Origin of the sequence: Streptomyces cavernae (assembly GCF_004023625.1) — a bacterium.
GTDB lineage: Bacteria > Actinomycetota > Actinomycetes > Streptomycetales > Streptomycetaceae > Streptomyces > Streptomyces cavernae.
The window spans coordinates 190,266-203,500 of sequence record NZ_ML137711.1; the positions used below are offsets into that span (position 1 = coordinate 190,266).

Genomic DNA, 13,235 nt, shown 5'->3' on the forward strand with positions numbered 1-13,235 from the left:
ACAACGGACCCGCCCGGCGGCCGGCAACTCGCGCGCCCGCCGCCGAACACGGCCTGAGCACACGGCCTCGATGCGCACGGCCTCAAGGGCACGGCTTCAAGGGCACGGCTTCAAGCGCACGGCCTCAAGGGCACGGCCTCAAGCGCACGGCCCCGAAGCGCTCCGGCGCATCAGCTCTTCTGCTGGAAGGCCGCCAGCGCCTCGGCCACGTACGCCTCCACCGCTTCCTTGCTGATGCCGAGCCCGCTCAGTACGCCCTCGCCGTTCTCGAACTCGAGGAGGGCCAGCAGGATGTGCTCGGTGCCGATGTAGTTGTGACCCAGGCGGAGGGCCTCGCGGAAGGTGAGTTCCAGGGCCTTCTTCGCCTCGGGGCCGTACGGGATCAGCTCGGGGACCTCGTCGGCGGCCGGCGGTAGCGCCGCCGTGGCGGCCTGGCGGACCGTGTCCAGCAGGACCCCCTGGTCCGTGATCGCCTTGGCGGCCAGCGCCTCGGGCTCGGCCAGCAGCCCGAGGATCAGGTGTTCGGGGCGGCCTTCGGGGTTGCGAGCCGCGACCGCTTCGTTGTGGGCGGCCATCACCGCGTTCCGGGCGCGCGGGGTGTAGCGGCCGAAACCTTGGCTGGGGTCGAGGTCCGTGGTCTCGCCCTTGGGGACGAAGCGCTTCTGGGCGGCCTGCCGGGTGACGCCCATGCTCTTGCCGATCTCCGTCCAGGACGCGCCCGAGCGGCGTGCCTGGTCGACGAAGTGGCCGATCAGGTGATCGGCGACGTCGCCCAGGTGGTCGGCGGCGATGACGGCGTCCTGGAGCTGGTCGAGCGGCTGCGTGTGAACCTTCTTGATGGCCTCGATCAGGTCGTCGAGGCGAATGGGGTTGGTGCTGCCGAGAGGATTCGTCATGAGGCAACCTTAGGTTGACACTTGGAGGGTGTCAACCTAAGGTTGACAGTGGCCGGAAGGGGGCGCCGGAGTGACGCCGAACCCTTGGAGCGGCGAGTTGTCCACAGGGTGTGGACGAACGACACCCATCGGCGCGGGAGTGACACCCGCCCATGACACGATCAACGGGTGAGTACGAGCAGCAGCACGGTCGAACGCGCCTTCACGGCCGCACTCTACGAGGACACCGACGCCGGCCTCGACACGGGAGCCTCCCTGCTCGCCGCCGACCCGGAGGCAGATGCCGAACTGGCGCGGCGCGGCGAGGAGTTCGTCGCCCAGGCCTATCGCAGGGGGTGGTGGCCGGCCGATGTCGTACGGGTGGTGCGGCGCGAGCTCGACGACACGCACATGCGCCTGGTGTCCTCGCTCGTCCTCGCCGAGGCGCGGCGGCGCGAGCCGCACCCGGCGCGCTGGGCCCGGCAACTGGCCGAGCTGTCGGGCGAGTCGTCGGGCGACCGGAAACCGCGCACCGACCGCTTCTCGTACGCGACCGCCGTCCTGGAGCTGTACCGGCTGCTGCTGCGGCTGCCGGCTCTCGAGCCGCTCGAAGCGGCCGGACCCGCGCCCCGCTCGTCACGGATGCTGACCCGGATCCGGGCGCTGCTGGCCAAGGCCGAGGCCACCGGGTTCCCCGAGGAGGCCGAGGCGCTGACCGCGAAGGCGCAGGAGTTGATGGCGCGGCACAGCATCGACGAGGCGGTCCTCGCGGCACGCGCCGACGCGCGGGGCGGGGCGGACGCGCCCGGTGCCTGCCGTATCGGTGTCGACCCGCCGTACGAAACGGCCAAGGCGGTCCTCCTCGACGCCATCGCCACGGCGAACCGCTGCCGCACGGTGTGGAACGAACCGCTCGGCTTCTCCACGGTCGTCGGCTTCGACGCGGACCTCGAGGCCGTGGAACTCCTCTACACGTCCCTCCTGATCCAGGCGACCACGGCGATGACCAGGGCGGAGGCCGCCCAGCGCGCGGCGGGCCGCAAGCGTACTAAGACCTTCCGCCAGTCCTTCCTGGCCTCCTACGCCCACCGGATCGGCGACCGCCTGTCCGCGACGGCGACGGAGGTGACCGCGACGACGGACGGCTCGCTCCTGCCGGTACTGGCGGCACGGGACCTGGCGGTGGAGGAGCGGCTGGACCGCATGTTCCCCGAAACGGTGACGACGCGGGTACGCGGTGTCAGCGACGCGGCGGGCTGGACGGAGGGCGCGGCGGCGGCGGACCGGGCCGACACCGGAGCGGCCGGCCCGGCCCCGCGGAGCACCGCCTCCCGACGTGCCGTTCCGGGACGGGACGGGTAGGGGCCGTCCCCCGGGACGGACGGGATAGGGGTGGGGCGGACGGGGCGAACGAACCCGGCCCCGCCCAGCCCCCGCCCGCGGGTTCAGGACGCGGAGGGGAGGTCGGTCGGGAACCCGGAGGGAACCTTTGCATCACCCGCCCCGCCCAGCCCCCGCCCGCGGGTTCAGGACGCGGAGGGGAGGTCGGTCGGGAACCCGGAGGGAACCTTTGCGTCACCCGCCCCGCCCAGCCCCCGCCCGCGGGTTCAGGACGCGGAGGGGAGGTCGGTCGGGAACCCGGAGGGAACCTTTCCGCCCTCGGACTTCTGGAACTCCTCCGTCTTGAAGCCCTCCCAGGCCACCTTCATGGACGAGGACCCCAGCTCCGAGATCATGCCCTCGGAGCGGTCCTTGTTCCCGTCCGTGCAGTTCAGGCGGATCATCCGCATCCCGGCCGCCTCCCCGGCGGTCCCGCTGCACACGGACCCGCCGGTGGAGAAGAGGGCGGCCTGCTTCCCGTTGACCACCAGTGCCACCGCCTTGCCGTCCGTGGTCGCCAGCCAGCTCCCCTGGAGGTCGTCGTCGGCCGAGCCGTCGGCGGACGCGGTCGCCGTGGGGGACGCGCTCGCGCTGGAACTCGCGGTGGCCGACGGCTCCTTGGAGTCGCCGTCACCGTCGCCGTCGCCGCTGCAGGCGGTGAGGGCGAGCGCGGCCGCCAGCCCCGCCGCCGCGGCCGCGATCCGCGCCCGCCTGCGCTGGAAGGTCGCAGAAGTCGCAGAAGTCACTGTGGTCCCCCTGTGGCTGGAAAGGTTGCCGGAACTGAACGCCCCGCAAGCTACCAGGAGGACTTCCGCACACCGGGCAGATGGCCCGCGTGCGCCTGCACCCGCACATTGACCCGCGAAAGCCCGAACGCCCGCAGATATCCGCGCGGCCGCCCGTCGACGGCGTCCCGGTTGCGCACGCGGACGGCGCCGGCGTCCCGCGGTTGCCTGCGCAGTTCGCGCTGGGCGGCGAGGCGCTCGGCCTCCGTGGAGCCCGGCCGGCGGATGATCTCCTTCAGCTCCTTGCGGCGCTCGGCGTACCGGGCGACCACCTCGCGCCGCTTGTCGTTCTTCGCGACCTTGCTCTTCTTCGCCATCAGACCTTCACTCCCCGGGCCCGGATCCGGGCGACGGCCGCCTCGACGCCGATCGCGTCGACGGTCCTGATCGCCCTGGCGCTCAGGAGCAGCCGTACGTACCGGCCCTCGCTCGGCAGCCAGTAGCGCTTGCGCTGGATGTTCGGGTCGAAGCGGCGCGGTGTGCGCCGGTGCGAGTGCGAGATCGCGTTGCCGAAGCCGGGTGCGGTGCCGGTGAGCATGCAGTGGGCGGACATGGTGACGAACGTCTCCTCACCTGTTGTTGGTAATGGGATCCATTTTCAGTAAGATACCAGCATGGCACGCAACGAACTGCGACCCGTGGTGAAACTCCGCTCCACCGCCGGAACCGGCTACACCTACGTGACCCGCAAGAACCGCCGCAACGACCCCGACCGGATGACCCTGCGCAAGTACGACCCGGTCGTCGGGCGGCACGTCGACTTCCGAGAGGAGCGCTGAGCGACATGCGCGAGGGAATCCACCCGGCGTACGGACCGGTCGTCTTCCGTGACCGCGCCGCGAACCACGCCTTTCTCACCCGGTCGACGATGACCAGCGCGAAGACGATCGAGTGGGAGGACGGCAACACCTACCCGGTCGTCGACGTCGAGATCTCGAACGTGAGCCACCCCTTCTACACCGGCACCGCGCGCGTCCTGGACACGGCGGGCCGGGTGGAGCGCTTCGAGAAGCGGTACGGCAAGCGCGGGGCCAGCTGATGGCGGACGGCGAGCTGTCCGTCGTGATCGTCGGCGGGCTGCACGCCGAGGCCCGTGCCGCAGCCGTCGAGCAACTGCTGGCGGCCGTGCCCGGCAGTGTGGTGTTGCACCACGACCTCTCCACCGCCGGGCACGGCACGGTGGTGCGTACGGTGCGTGACGCGCGCGGCCCGCTGTCGACGGGCGAGGCGCCGCTGGTCAACGACTGTGCCTGCTGCGCACTGCGCGAGGACCTGGTGCCCGAGCTGGAGCGGCTCGCGGCGGCGGGGGAGGCCCGCCTCGCCGTCGTCGAGCTGTGGGACTCGGTCGAACCCAGGGCGATGGCCGAGGTGGTGGCGGACAGTGGGCTACCGCTGACCCAAGTCATCACCGCGATCGATCCCGCGCTGGTGCTGCCGTACCTCGGCAACGGTGACGACCTCGCGGAGGCCGGCCTCGCGGCGGCCGCCTCCGATCAGCGCACCATCGCGGACACCTTCGCCCGGCAGCTCGAGTACGCCCCCGTGCTCGCCGTTCTGCCCGGCGGTGATACCGAGGACCAGGCCCTGCTCACCCAGCTCCATCCGACCGCCCGCAGAGTCCCCGTCGGTCACGGTGACCCGGCGGGCATCGCGGCTCAGGAGCTCGCGGCGGCCGCGTTCGCCGGCTTCGACGTGGAGGCGGCCGCCGCCGCGCAGCACGCCGCCAGTGCGCTGCTCCCCGCCGAGGCCGACGCCTGCGGAGTCGCCACCCTCGTGTGGCGTCGGCGCCGGCCCTTCCACCCGGAGCGCCTGTACGCGGCACTGGAGGACCTGACCTGCGCGGCGGCCCGCAGCCGGGGGCGCTTCTGGCTCGCCGACCGGCCCGACACGCTGCTGCACTGGGACGCGGCCGGCGGCGCGCTGTGTGTGGAGAGCGCGGGGCCCTGGCTCGCCTCCCTGCCGGACGCGGCCTGGGAACTGGTGCCGCCCGTACGCCGGGCCGCCGCCGCGCTGGACTGGCACCCGGAGCACGGCGACCGCTGCCAGCACCTCGTCTTCACCTCACCCGGCCTGGACCGCGAAGGGCTGCAACTCCTGCTCGACTCCTGCCTGTTGACCGATGCCGAGTACACCGCCGGGCGGGCCGCCTGGAAGCGGTTGCCGCCCGTCTTCGACTCCCTCCTGGAGGCCTGAATGCGCCGCAAGGGCGACCGTTCCGCCGTCAAGTCCCGCCCCAATCCACTGGATCATGCAGGCATCACGTACATCGACTACAAGGACACCGAAACGCTGCGGAAGTTCATCTCCGACCGGGGCAAGATCCGCAGCCGCCGCGTGACTCGCGTCACGGCAAGGCAGCAACGCCTCCTCACCCGGGCGATCAAGAACGCCCGGGAGATGGCCCTGCTGCCCTACTCGTCCCGGTAGGCAGAGCTTCGCAATGTAAGTAATCCACATCCCGTTTGCACCGAAAACGCCGCCGCGACGCCGTCGTGACGCCGCCGCGATCGCCCCCGACGATCCGCCGCCGGACTTGCCCTGACAAGAGGTGATTTCCGGAAGCGCTCCGCAAGGATCCAGCCACCCTGGGCGTCTTCACCGGACGGTCGCCGGGCGAATGGAACAGGAATGGCGGCGCTTACGTCTCTCCCTTGGGCACAAGGCAACGAACCAGGCCGAGTTCAGGGCAGACGGCGTCCCGGCTGTAACCGCAGGACCACCCCTCGTGCACGTGCATCTGCCCATGCATCTGCATGTGATCAGAGCTATGATCCGACGCAGTTGACCATTGCCTTCATGGCACAACAGCCACTGCACCATCGGGGAGCGACCTGTGGACCACGTGTACAACGGCATGGCGGCCACGGAGTTGCAGGACGTGGTCTGGCAGAAGAGCCGGCACAGCAACTCGCAGGGTTCCTGCGTGGAGTTCGCCCAGCTTCCCGACGGCGGCGTCGCCGTCCGGAATTCGAACTTCCCGGAGGGGCCGGCGCTGGTGTACACCCGCGCCGAGATCGAGGCCATGCTCCTGGGGGTCAAGGACGGCGAGTTCGACCACCTGGTCGCGGGCGGCTGACCACCGTCCCGCGTCCCGTCCCGGACGGCCGATCACCGTCCCGTGCCCGGTCCCGGACGGCCGATCACCGTCCCGGCAGGCGAAAGCCCCCGCTCGGCGTGCCGCCGTGCGAGGTGGTCGTTGGTCGATTCAGGAACGGCTCACAGCCGGAACAGCGCCCACACGACCTTCCCGTTGAGCGCGCCCGCGAGCGGGTGCCACCCCCAGCTGTCGGCGAACGAGTCGACCAGGAACAGACCGCGCCCCGACTCGGCCGAGAAGTCCTCCGAAGCGCCCGCCACCGGGTTGTCGTGGCTGGGGTCGCGCACCGCGCACACCAGTCGCGAGGTCCAGCGCATCAAGTGCAGCCGCACGGGCGGCTCGTGACCTTCCCCGCGCGGGGTGTCCGAGGGCAGCGCGTGGCGCAGCGCGTTGGTGACGAGTTCCGAGACCACCAGGCAGACGTCGTCGTAACGGTCGCCTACGTCCCACTGGTCGAGGGTGCGGCGGGTGAACCGCCGTGCTTCGCGTACCGCTTCGTAGCGGGCGGGCAGGGCGCAGGAGGCAGAGCTGGACACGGCCGCGGGATCGAGCGGCGGAAGCCCCTGCCTTAAAGGCTCGAGCATGGTTGATCCATTCGTCCCCATGCGAGGCACTCCCGGGAGTTCGCGGTCGTTGCGATGCAGCGGTGGCGCGGGGACCATGGTTCCGAATGCGTACAGCAGATGCAAGGGCAGATGCACGTGCACGCGCCTGAAATGCATCGGTGTGAGCCGGTTACAGGTTATTTATTCCTCGGTCAAGCGGTGCGGCTCTTTCCGGTCCTTTCCATTTCCGTAACCGAACGAGTACGGGCTGGAGCGTTTTGATGGCAGACTTCGGGCTCTGTACGTGTGTTGGGGAGGGACTGGCCGAGTGACCGCAGAGGAGTCGAGGTGACCACAGGGGAGTCGAGCGGCTCAGTGGTGCGGCGCATCCTGCTGGGCTCGCAGCTCAGGCGATTGCGGGAGGGGCGCGGGATCACCCGCGAAGCGGCCGGTTACTCGATCCGTGCCTCCGAGTCGAAGATCAGCCGCATGGAGTTGGGACGGGTGAGCTTCAAGGCGAGGGACGTGGAGGACTTGCTGACGCTGTACGGCGTGACCGACGAAGCAGAGCGGGGCTCCCTGCTCGGGCTGGCCAGGGAGGCGAACGTCGCGGGCTGGTGGCACAGTTACTCGGACGTGCTGCCCGGGTGGTTCCAGACGTATGTGGGCCTGGAGGGCGCCGCGTCGTTGATCCGGGTCTACGAGGTGCAGTTCGTGCACGGTCTGCTGCAGACCGAGGCGTACGCGCACGCCGTCGTCACGCGCGGCATGGACAAGGGCGCGAGCAAGGCCGACATCGAGCGGCGGGTGGCGCTGCGTCTGGAGCGGCAGAAGATCCTCGTCTCGGAGCGCGCACCGGACTTCCACGTCGTCCTCGACGAGGCGGCGCTGCGCCGGCCGTACGGCGACCGTGCGGTGATGCGCGGTCAGCTGGAGCATCTGATCGAGGTCTCCGAGCGGCCGAACGTCACCCTCCAGGTGATGCCGTTCAGCTTCGGCGGGCATGCCGGGGAAGCCGGCGCCTTCGCGATGCTCAGCTTCCCGGAGTCGGACCTCTCCGATGTTGTGTACCTGGAGCAGATGACCAGCGCCCTGTATGTCGACAAACGAGAGGAGGTCACACAGTATGAAAAGGCCATGGAACGGCTGCAAGCGGACAGCCCGAATCCGGCGGCTACACGTGACCTCCTCCGAGGTCTGCTCCAACTCTCATAAGACAGAAGTACGATGACGTCTCAACAGGCATCATCTGCGCTTGCCTTCTGCGGTTGGGGATCCTATGTCCTTCTTCACTGACCTGGCCCACCAGTACATCGACGGCGAGTGGCGGACCGGCAGCGGCTCGTGGGACATCATCGACTTCAACCCGTACAACGGTGAGAAGCTGGCCGCGCTGACCGTCGCGACGGTCGCCGAGGTCGACGACGCCTATCGCGCGGCCGAGCGAGCGCAGAAGCAGTGGGCGCAGACAAGCCCCTACGACCGGCGACAGGTGATCGAGCGGGTGCTGCGCATCGTCGAGGCGCGGCGCGGCGAGATAGTCGAAGCGATCATGGACGAGCTCGGCGGCACCCGCGGCAAGGGGGAGTACGAAGTCGCGCTCGCCGAGAGCTTTCTGCGGGAGGCGATGCTGATCGCGATGCGTCCGCAGGGCGAGCTCCTGCCCTCGCCGCTCGCGGGCAAGGAGAACCGCGTCTTCCGGCTCCCGGTCGGTGTGGTGGCGGTGATCAGCCCCTTCAACTTCCCCTTCCTGATCACCTTGAAGTCGGTCGCCCCCGCGATCGCCCTCGGCAACGCCGTGGTCATCAAGCCGAACCAGAACGCCCCGGTCGTCGGCGGCGGCCTGATAGCCCGGATCTTCGAGGACGCGGGGCTGCCGGCCGGTGTGCTCAACGTGGTGGTCACCGACATAGCCGAGATCGGTGACGCGCTCATCGAGCACCCGGTGCCCAAGGTGATCTCCTTCGCCGGTTCCGACCGTGTCGGCCGCCATGTCGCGGCCGTGGCGGCCGCCCACTTCAAGCGCGCCGTACTGGAGTTGAGCGGCAACTGCGCACTGGTCGTGTGCGACGACGCCGACCTGGACTACGCGGTCGACGCGGCGATATTCAGCCGGTTCGTCTACGCGGGCCAGGTCTGCATGGCAGCCAACCGGATCCTGGTCGACCGGGCGGTGGAGCGGGAGTTCACCGAGAAGTTCGTCGCCCGCGTCGAGGCACTGAAGACCGGCGACCCGCGCGACCCGGAGACTCACATCGGCCCGGTCATCAACGAGTTCCAGGCCGAGGCGCTGACCGCCCTGATCGAGCAGGCCCTCGCCGACGGCGCCACGGCGCTGGTGCGGGGCCGGGCCGTCGGCAACCTCCTCGAGCCGACCGTCCTGACCGGTCTGCCCGACGACTCCCCGATCCTGCGCCAGGAACTCCTCGGCCCGGTCGCCCTGCTCATCCCGTTCGACGGCGAGGACGAGGCGGTGCGGATCGTCAACGACACCCCGTACGGGCTCAGCGGCGCCGTGCACACGGCCAACGTCGAGCGGGGCGTGGAGTTCGCAACCCGCATCGAGACCGGGATGTTCCACGTCAACGACTCCACGGTCAACGACGACCCACTGGTCCCCTTCGGCGGCGAGAAGTCCTCCGGGTACGGGCGCCTGAACGGTGAGTCGACGATCGAGGCGTTCACCACCCACAAGTGGATCTCGGTGCAGCACGGGAAGGCCACGTTCCCCTTCTGAGCATCCCCTCGACCGCCCTTGAGGACAGAACCTGACCGCAAGGGCCCGTAGCTTCGTCGGTGTCAGGAAGAACCGGCGAAAGGCGGCGGACGATGGTCACTCACGTGGGTGCGGAGGCACGCGGCGACGAGCGTGGGGCACTGCTGGCGTTCCTTCAGGAGCAGCGCGGCGGTATCCGGCGGGCGGTGCTCGGGCTGACCGAGGAGCAGTCGGCGAGCAGGCCGAGCGCCAGCGAACTGTCGCTGTCCGGCCTGATCAAGCATGTCGCCGAGGTCGAGCAGGGCTGGGTCGCGCGGGCCAAGGGTGAGGCGCCGGCGGTCGAGCGGAACGAGTCCAACTGGCACGAGTGCTTCCTGCTCGTCGGCGACGAGACCGTCGAGTCGCAACTCGCGTACTGGGAGAAGGTCGCCGCGGAGACGGAGGCGTTCATCCGCTCGGTGCCGAGCCTGGACGACACCTTCCCGCTGCCGGACCAGCCGTGGTTCCCGCCGGAGGGGCGGGTCTCGATGCGCTGGCTCGTGTTGACTCTGATCCGTGAGATGGCCCGGCACGCCGGTCACGCCGACATCATCCGCGAGTCGCTGGACGGGAAGACGGCCTTCGAACTGGTCGCCGAGGAGCGGGGATCGGGCTGGGGGTGATCCTGGGTGATCCCCGCGGTCCCGGGTGGTCCTACGCTGGCCCCATGTCAGCGATCCGCCTCCTCGTGCTGGGCGCGGTACGCCAGCACGGCCGCGCCCACGGCTACCAGGTGCGCAACGACCTGGAGTACTGGGGCGCCCATGAGTGGTCCAACGCCAAGCCCGGCTCGATCTACCACGCCCTGAAGCAGATGGCGAAGCAGGGACTGCTGCACGCGCACGAGATCGCGCCGTCCACGGTCGGCGGGCCGCCGCGCACCGAGTACGAGATCACGGAGGCGGGCACCCAGGAGTACCTGGCGCTGCTGCGGGAGGCCCTCGCCGCGCGGGAGCGGACCATCGACGTGCTCTCCGCGGCGATCGGTTTCATGGTCGACCTGGAACGCGCGGAGGTGGTCTCCCTGCTGCGGGAGCGGCTGCGCCGGCTCGCAGAGTGGCGGGGCGCCGTCACGGAGCACTACGTGCCCGTGGGCGGCCCGGAGAAGCTCGGTCACATCGGGGAGATCATGAACATGTGGGTTCACGCGGCCGACGGCGAGGCGGCGTGGACCCGAGGTCTCATCGAACGCATCGAGGGCGGGGCGTACACCTTCGCCGGGGAGGGTGAGCCGTTCGTCGGCGTGCTGGCGGAAGGCGTGGAGAACCCGTACGCGACGGGGGATTCGCATCCCGGAGATATCCGTTAATCAAGTTTGACTAATCTGCTGGCGGGGCATAGCCTCCGCTGGCGAGCAGGTAGTCAAGTTTGATTAGTTGACGTGGTGGCCATCCGTGGTGACCGGAGGAGACGCATGACCGAGGCGATCGTCATCGAGGGCGTACGCAAGCGATACGGGGACAAGGCCGCCCTGGACGGGCTGGACCTCACGGTGGGGCGGGGCACCGTCCATGGGCTGCTCGGCCCCAACGGCGCGGGCAAGACCACGGCGGTACGCGTGCTGACCACCCTGCTGCGGCCGGACGCGGGCCGCGCGGAGGTCGCCGGGTACGACGTCGTACGGCAGGCCGACCGGGTGCGCCGCCGGATCGGCCTGCTCGGCCAGCACGCCGCGCTCGACGAGGAGTTGGGTGGACGGCAGAACCTGGAGCTGTTCGGGCGCCTGTACCACCTGGGCGCCCGGCGGGCGGGTGCGCGCGCCGACGAACTCCTGAAGCGCTTCGGCTTGGCTGACGTGGGCCGAAAGTCGGTGAAGCAGTACAGCGGCGGCATGCGGCGCCGGCTCGACCTCGCCGTCTCGCTGATCACCGAGCCGGAGGTGCTGTTCCTGGACGAGCCGACCACCGGGCTCGACCCGCGCGGCCGGGCCGAGGTGTGGTCGTCGGTGCGCTCCCTGGTCGACAGCGGCACGACCGTGCTGCTCACCACCCAGTACCTCGAGGAGGCTGACCAACTGGCCCACCGGATCTCGGTCGTCGACCACGGCCGGGTCATCGCGGACGGCACCGCCGACGAACTCAAGGCCCGCACGGGCGGCGACCGCATCGATGTCGTCCTGCGCGACGCGGGGCAACTGGGCGCCGCCGTGGCCCTGCTGCCGGTCCCCGCCGAGGGCGTGACGGTGGACGCGGACCGCCGACTGATCAGCGCCCCGGTCACCGACCGCATGAAGGCGCTCGCCGAGGTGCTGCGGGCCCTGGACGAGGCCGGCATCGAGGCCGAGGACATCGCCCTGCGCAGGCCGACGCTGGACGAGGTGTTCCTGCACCTCACCGGAGAGGACCACCGAGTGAAGGAGGCCGTATGAACACCTATGCCCTGACCGACTCCTGGACCATGACCCGCCGCGAACTCGCCCACTGGGCACGCCAACCCGTGCAGGTGCTGGTGGGGCTGGTCTTCCCCGTGATGCTGCTGCTGATGTTCGGCTTCCTGATCGGCGGCGGGCGCGGGGTGCAAGGTGAGTACGTGGACTTCCTCGTCCCCGGGATGCTCGCGCTGACCATGGCATTCGGCCTCGAAGGGACCATGCTCCAGGTCACCCAGGACCTCAACAAGGGCGTCATCGACCGCTTCCGGTCGATGCCGATGACCAACGGGGCGGTCCTGGTGGGTCGTTGTGCGGCCGACATGCTCCAGTCGGCGATCGGGCTCGCGGTGCTGATCGGCGTCGGCTACGCGATCGGCTGGCGGGCGCACGCCGGCGCAGGGGAATTCCTCGGCGCGGTGGGGCTGTTGCTGCTGTTCCGGTTCGCGATGCTGTGGATCGGCATCCATCTGGCGATGGTCGCGGGGAAGCCGGAGATGGTGCAGGCCGTGCAGATCCTGGTGTGGCCGGTGGGCTTCCTCTCCAACGCGCTGGCCACGCCGGAGACCATGCCGGACTGGCTGGGCACGGTGGTGGAGTGGAACCCGATGTCCCAGACGGCCACGGCGGTACGGGAGTTGTTCGGCGGGCCGGGCGGGGAGGCCGGGCACGTGTGGGCGGCGGTGGTCTGGCCGCTGGCGCTGGTGGCGGTGTTCTTTCCGCTGGCGGTGCGGAGGTTCGGGCGGTTGAGCCGTTAGGTGTCAAGCAGGTCGTGCTGGTTGATTTCGATGGGGAAGGGGACCTCGGTGACGAGTGTGTCGGTGTGTGTCGAAAGTCCAGGCCGAGGAACGAAGACTCCGGTTTCCTCGTCACGCCGGAACTCGTGTACCACCGGGTCGTCCTTCTCCCCTCGCTCGACGCGCCAGTAGTGGGCGATGCCGGCTTCCGCGTACATGCCGGGCTTCAAGAAGCGGTCGTCCTTGAGCGAGCCGGGCGAGACCACCTCGACGGCGAGGACCACGCAAGCGACCGGGGTGCATTCCATGGTGCGCACGTCGGTCTCGGTCTTGTCGTACACGATGACGTCCGGCCAGAGGACGTTGTGGTTGTCGAACTGGATCGCCCGCTCGGCCTCGGCACCGTACGGAGACTGCTTGGCGAGCTCCATCGCCATGCACAGCCGGTTCCGGACCCGGTCGTGCCACCACTTCGTCGCTCCACGTACCACGATGTTCCCATCCACGAGCTCCCAGTCGAACGGGACGTCCAGTTCCTTGACCTGGTCCCATGTCCAGCCGTCCTCGGGCGGGAACGTCCAGTTCTCAGGAGTGGCCCGCGGGTGCTGCTCGGTGTGTGCCTCGGCGGCCATGACTGCTCCCATGCGGACGATCGTGGGCGGTGCTGTGCGTGCCTGTTTCCCTTTCGACGGT

At 69.8% G+C, this 13,235-nt stretch carries 18 protein-coding genes; 12 read left to right on the forward strand and 6 right to left on the reverse strand.

The features are described from left to right. Nucleotides 1-170: 170 nt before the first annotated feature. Nucleotides 171-896 carry a Clp protease N-terminal domain-containing protein gene (locus EF387_RS05735; RefSeq protein ID WP_128375370.1) on the reverse strand — a complete coding sequence of 242 codons (726 nt, stop codon included), beginning with the start codon at nucleotides 894-896 and terminating at the stop codon, nucleotides 171-173. 168 nt (nucleotides 897-1,064) lie between these two features. Here EF387_RS05735 and EF387_RS05740 point away from each other — a divergent pair, with 168 nt between their 5' ends. After that, nucleotides 1,065-2,237, forward strand: coding sequence for a DUF2786 domain-containing protein (locus EF387_RS05740; protein ID WP_128375371.1), 1,173 nt, complete (start codon nucleotides 1,065-1,067; stop codon nucleotides 2,235-2,237). Between the two features lie 245 nt (nucleotides 2,238-2,482). Here the strand turns inward: EF387_RS05740 and EF387_RS05745 are convergent, their stop codons facing one another. The 3 genes from EF387_RS05745 to rpmB are packed head-to-tail and all read right to left on the reverse strand — an operon-like array spanning nucleotide 2,483 to nucleotide 3,593. Next, the gene (locus EF387_RS05745; RefSeq protein WP_128375372.1) at nucleotides 2,483-3,001 is read right to left on the reverse strand and encodes a hypothetical protein; all 519 of its coding nucleotides are present in this window, start codon (nucleotides 2,999-3,001) and stop codon (nucleotides 2,483-2,485) included. 50 nt (nucleotides 3,002-3,051) lie between these two features. After that, complete coding sequence (gene rpsN, locus EF387_RS05750) at nucleotides 3,052-3,357, reverse strand: 30S ribosomal protein S14 (RefSeq protein ID WP_128375373.1); 306 nt, start codon at nucleotides 3,355-3,357, stop codon at nucleotides 3,052-3,054. Next, nucleotides 3,357-3,593: a 50S ribosomal protein L28 gene (gene rpmB / locus EF387_RS05755; protein WP_128375374.1), complete on the reverse strand. Its 237-nt coding sequence runs from the start codon at nucleotides 3,591-3,593 to the stop codon at nucleotides 3,357-3,359. Before rpmB ends, rpsN begins: the two co-directional genes overlap by 1 nt. A 61-nt stretch (nucleotides 3,594-3,654) precedes the next feature. Between rpmB and rpmG the strand changes: the two genes are divergently transcribed. The 5 genes from rpmG to EF387_RS05780 all read left to right on the forward strand — a co-directional run bounded on the left by rpmG (nucleotide 3,655) and on the right by EF387_RS05780 (nucleotide 6,116). Beyond that, a complete protein-coding gene (rpmG, locus tag EF387_RS05760; RefSeq protein ID WP_128375375.1) occupies nucleotides 3,655-3,819 on the forward strand; it encodes a 50S ribosomal protein L33 in 165 nt (54 codons plus the stop codon). A 5-nt stretch (nucleotides 3,820-3,824) separates the two neighbouring features. Continuing rightward, on the forward strand, nucleotides 3,825-4,079 hold the full coding sequence (locus EF387_RS05765) for a type B 50S ribosomal protein L31 (RefSeq protein WP_128375376.1): 255 nt from the start codon (nucleotides 3,825-3,827) through the stop codon (nucleotides 4,077-4,079). Further along, complete coding sequence (locus EF387_RS05770) at nucleotides 4,079-5,233, forward strand: GTP-binding protein (RefSeq protein ID WP_128375377.1); 1,155 nt, start codon at nucleotides 4,079-4,081, stop codon at nucleotides 5,231-5,233. Before EF387_RS05765 ends, EF387_RS05770 begins: the two co-directional genes overlap by 1 nt. Further along, nucleotides 5,234-5,467 carry a 30S ribosomal protein S18 gene (gene rpsR, locus EF387_RS05775; protein WP_128375378.1) on the forward strand — a complete coding sequence of 78 codons (234 nt, stop codon included), beginning with the start codon at nucleotides 5,234-5,236 and terminating at the stop codon, nucleotides 5,465-5,467. A gap of 406 nt (nucleotides 5,468-5,873) precedes the next feature. After that, nucleotides 5,874-6,116: a DUF397 domain-containing protein gene (locus tag EF387_RS05780; RefSeq protein WP_128375379.1), complete on the forward strand. Its 243-nt coding sequence runs from the start codon at nucleotides 5,874-5,876 to the stop codon at nucleotides 6,114-6,116. A gap of 140 nt (nucleotides 6,117-6,256) precedes the next feature. Here EF387_RS05780 and EF387_RS05785 read toward each other — a convergent pair whose 3' ends face one another. Then, nucleotides 6,257-6,742 (reverse strand): ATP-binding protein, encoded by a 486-nt coding sequence (locus EF387_RS05785; RefSeq protein WP_162467088.1) that lies wholly within the window; start codon nucleotides 6,740-6,742, stop codon nucleotides 6,257-6,259. A 288-nt stretch (nucleotides 6,743-7,030) separates the two neighbouring features. Here EF387_RS05785 and EF387_RS05790 point away from each other — a divergent pair, with 288 nt between their 5' ends. The 6 genes from EF387_RS05790 to EF387_RS05815 all read left to right on the forward strand — a co-directional run bounded on the left by EF387_RS05790 (nucleotide 7,031) and on the right by EF387_RS05815 (nucleotide 12,563). Next, nucleotides 7,031-7,897, forward strand: a complete 867-nt coding sequence (locus EF387_RS05790) for a helix-turn-helix domain-containing protein (protein WP_128375381.1) — start codon at nucleotides 7,031-7,033, stop codon at nucleotides 7,895-7,897. A gap of 64 nt (nucleotides 7,898-7,961) precedes the next feature. Further along, a complete protein-coding gene (locus EF387_RS05795) occupies nucleotides 7,962-9,419 on the forward strand; it encodes an aldehyde dehydrogenase family protein (RefSeq protein WP_128375382.1) in 1,458 nt (485 codons plus the stop codon). A 92-nt stretch (nucleotides 9,420-9,511) separates the two neighbouring features. Next, nucleotides 9,512-10,060: a DinB family protein gene (locus tag EF387_RS05800; RefSeq protein ID WP_128375383.1), complete on the forward strand. Its 549-nt coding sequence runs from the start codon at nucleotides 9,512-9,514 to the stop codon at nucleotides 10,058-10,060. A gap of 44 nt (nucleotides 10,061-10,104) precedes the next feature. After that, nucleotides 10,105-10,746 carry a PadR family transcriptional regulator gene (locus tag EF387_RS05805; protein WP_128375384.1) on the forward strand — a complete coding sequence of 214 codons (642 nt, stop codon included), beginning with the start codon at nucleotides 10,105-10,107 and terminating at the stop codon, nucleotides 10,744-10,746. A 105-nt stretch (nucleotides 10,747-10,851) separates the two neighbouring features. After that, complete coding sequence (locus tag EF387_RS05810; RefSeq protein ID WP_128375385.1) at nucleotides 10,852-11,805, forward strand: ATP-binding cassette domain-containing protein; 954 nt, start codon at nucleotides 10,852-10,854, stop codon at nucleotides 11,803-11,805. Continuing rightward, complete coding sequence (locus EF387_RS05815; protein WP_128375386.1) at nucleotides 11,802-12,563, forward strand: ABC transporter permease; 762 nt, start codon at nucleotides 11,802-11,804, stop codon at nucleotides 12,561-12,563. The genes EF387_RS05810 and EF387_RS05815 overlap by 4 nt, the downstream gene beginning before the upstream one ends. On the opposite strand, the gene EF387_RS05820 is transcribed toward EF387_RS05815, so the two are convergent. Continuing rightward, a complete protein-coding gene (locus EF387_RS05820; protein WP_238431355.1) occupies nucleotides 12,560-13,186 on the reverse strand; it encodes a Uma2 family endonuclease in 627 nt (208 codons plus the stop codon). The genes EF387_RS05815 and EF387_RS05820 overlap by 4 nt on opposite strands. Between the last annotated feature and the right edge of the window lie 49 nt (nucleotides 13,187-13,235).

Excerpts from the sequence above, each read along its gene's own strand:
- EF387_RS05735 (WP_128375370.1), bottom strand. The coding sequence starts at position 896 with ATGACGAATCCTCTCGGCAGCACCAACCCCATTCGCCTCGACGACCTG.
- rpsN (WP_128375373.1), bottom strand. The coding sequence starts at position 3,357 with ATGGCGAAGAAGAGCAAGGTCGCGAAGAACGACAAGCGGCGCGAGGTG.
- rpmB (WP_128375374.1), bottom strand. The coding sequence starts at position 3,593 with ATGTCCGCCCACTGCATGCTCACCGGCACCGCACCCGGCTTCGGCAAC.
- rpmG (WP_128375375.1), top strand. The coding sequence starts at position 3,655 with ATGGCACGCAACGAACTGCGACCCGTGGTGAAACTCCGCTCCACCGCC.
- EF387_RS05765 (WP_128375376.1), top strand. The coding sequence starts at position 3,825 with ATGCGCGAGGGAATCCACCCGGCGTACGGACCGGTCGTCTTCCGTGAC.
- EF387_RS05770 (WP_128375377.1), top strand. The coding sequence starts at position 4,079 with ATGGCGGACGGCGAGCTGTCCGTCGTGATCGTCGGCGGGCTGCACGCC.
- rpsR (WP_128375378.1), top strand. The coding sequence starts at position 5,234 with ATGCGCCGCAAGGGCGACCGTTCCGCCGTCAAGTCCCGCCCCAATCCA.
- EF387_RS05785 (WP_162467088.1), bottom strand. The coding sequence starts at position 6,742 with ATGGGGACGAATGGATCAACCATGCTCGAGCCTTTAAGGCAGGGGCTT.
- EF387_RS05795 (WP_128375382.1), top strand. The coding sequence starts at position 7,962 with ATGTCCTTCTTCACTGACCTGGCCCACCAGTACATCGACGGCGAGTGG.
- EF387_RS05800 (WP_128375383.1), top strand. The coding sequence starts at position 9,512 with ATGGTCACTCACGTGGGTGCGGAGGCACGCGGCGACGAGCGTGGGGCA.
- EF387_RS05805 (WP_128375384.1), top strand. The coding sequence starts at position 10,105 with ATGTCAGCGATCCGCCTCCTCGTGCTGGGCGCGGTACGCCAGCACGGC.
- EF387_RS05810 (WP_128375385.1), top strand. The coding sequence starts at position 10,852 with ATGACCGAGGCGATCGTCATCGAGGGCGTACGCAAGCGATACGGGGAC.
- EF387_RS05815 (WP_128375386.1), top strand. The coding sequence starts at position 11,802 with ATGAACACCTATGCCCTGACCGACTCCTGGACCATGACCCGCCGCGAA.
- EF387_RS05820 (WP_238431355.1), bottom strand. The coding sequence starts at position 13,186 with ATGGGAGCAGTCATGGCCGCCGAGGCACACACCGAGCAGCACCCGCGG.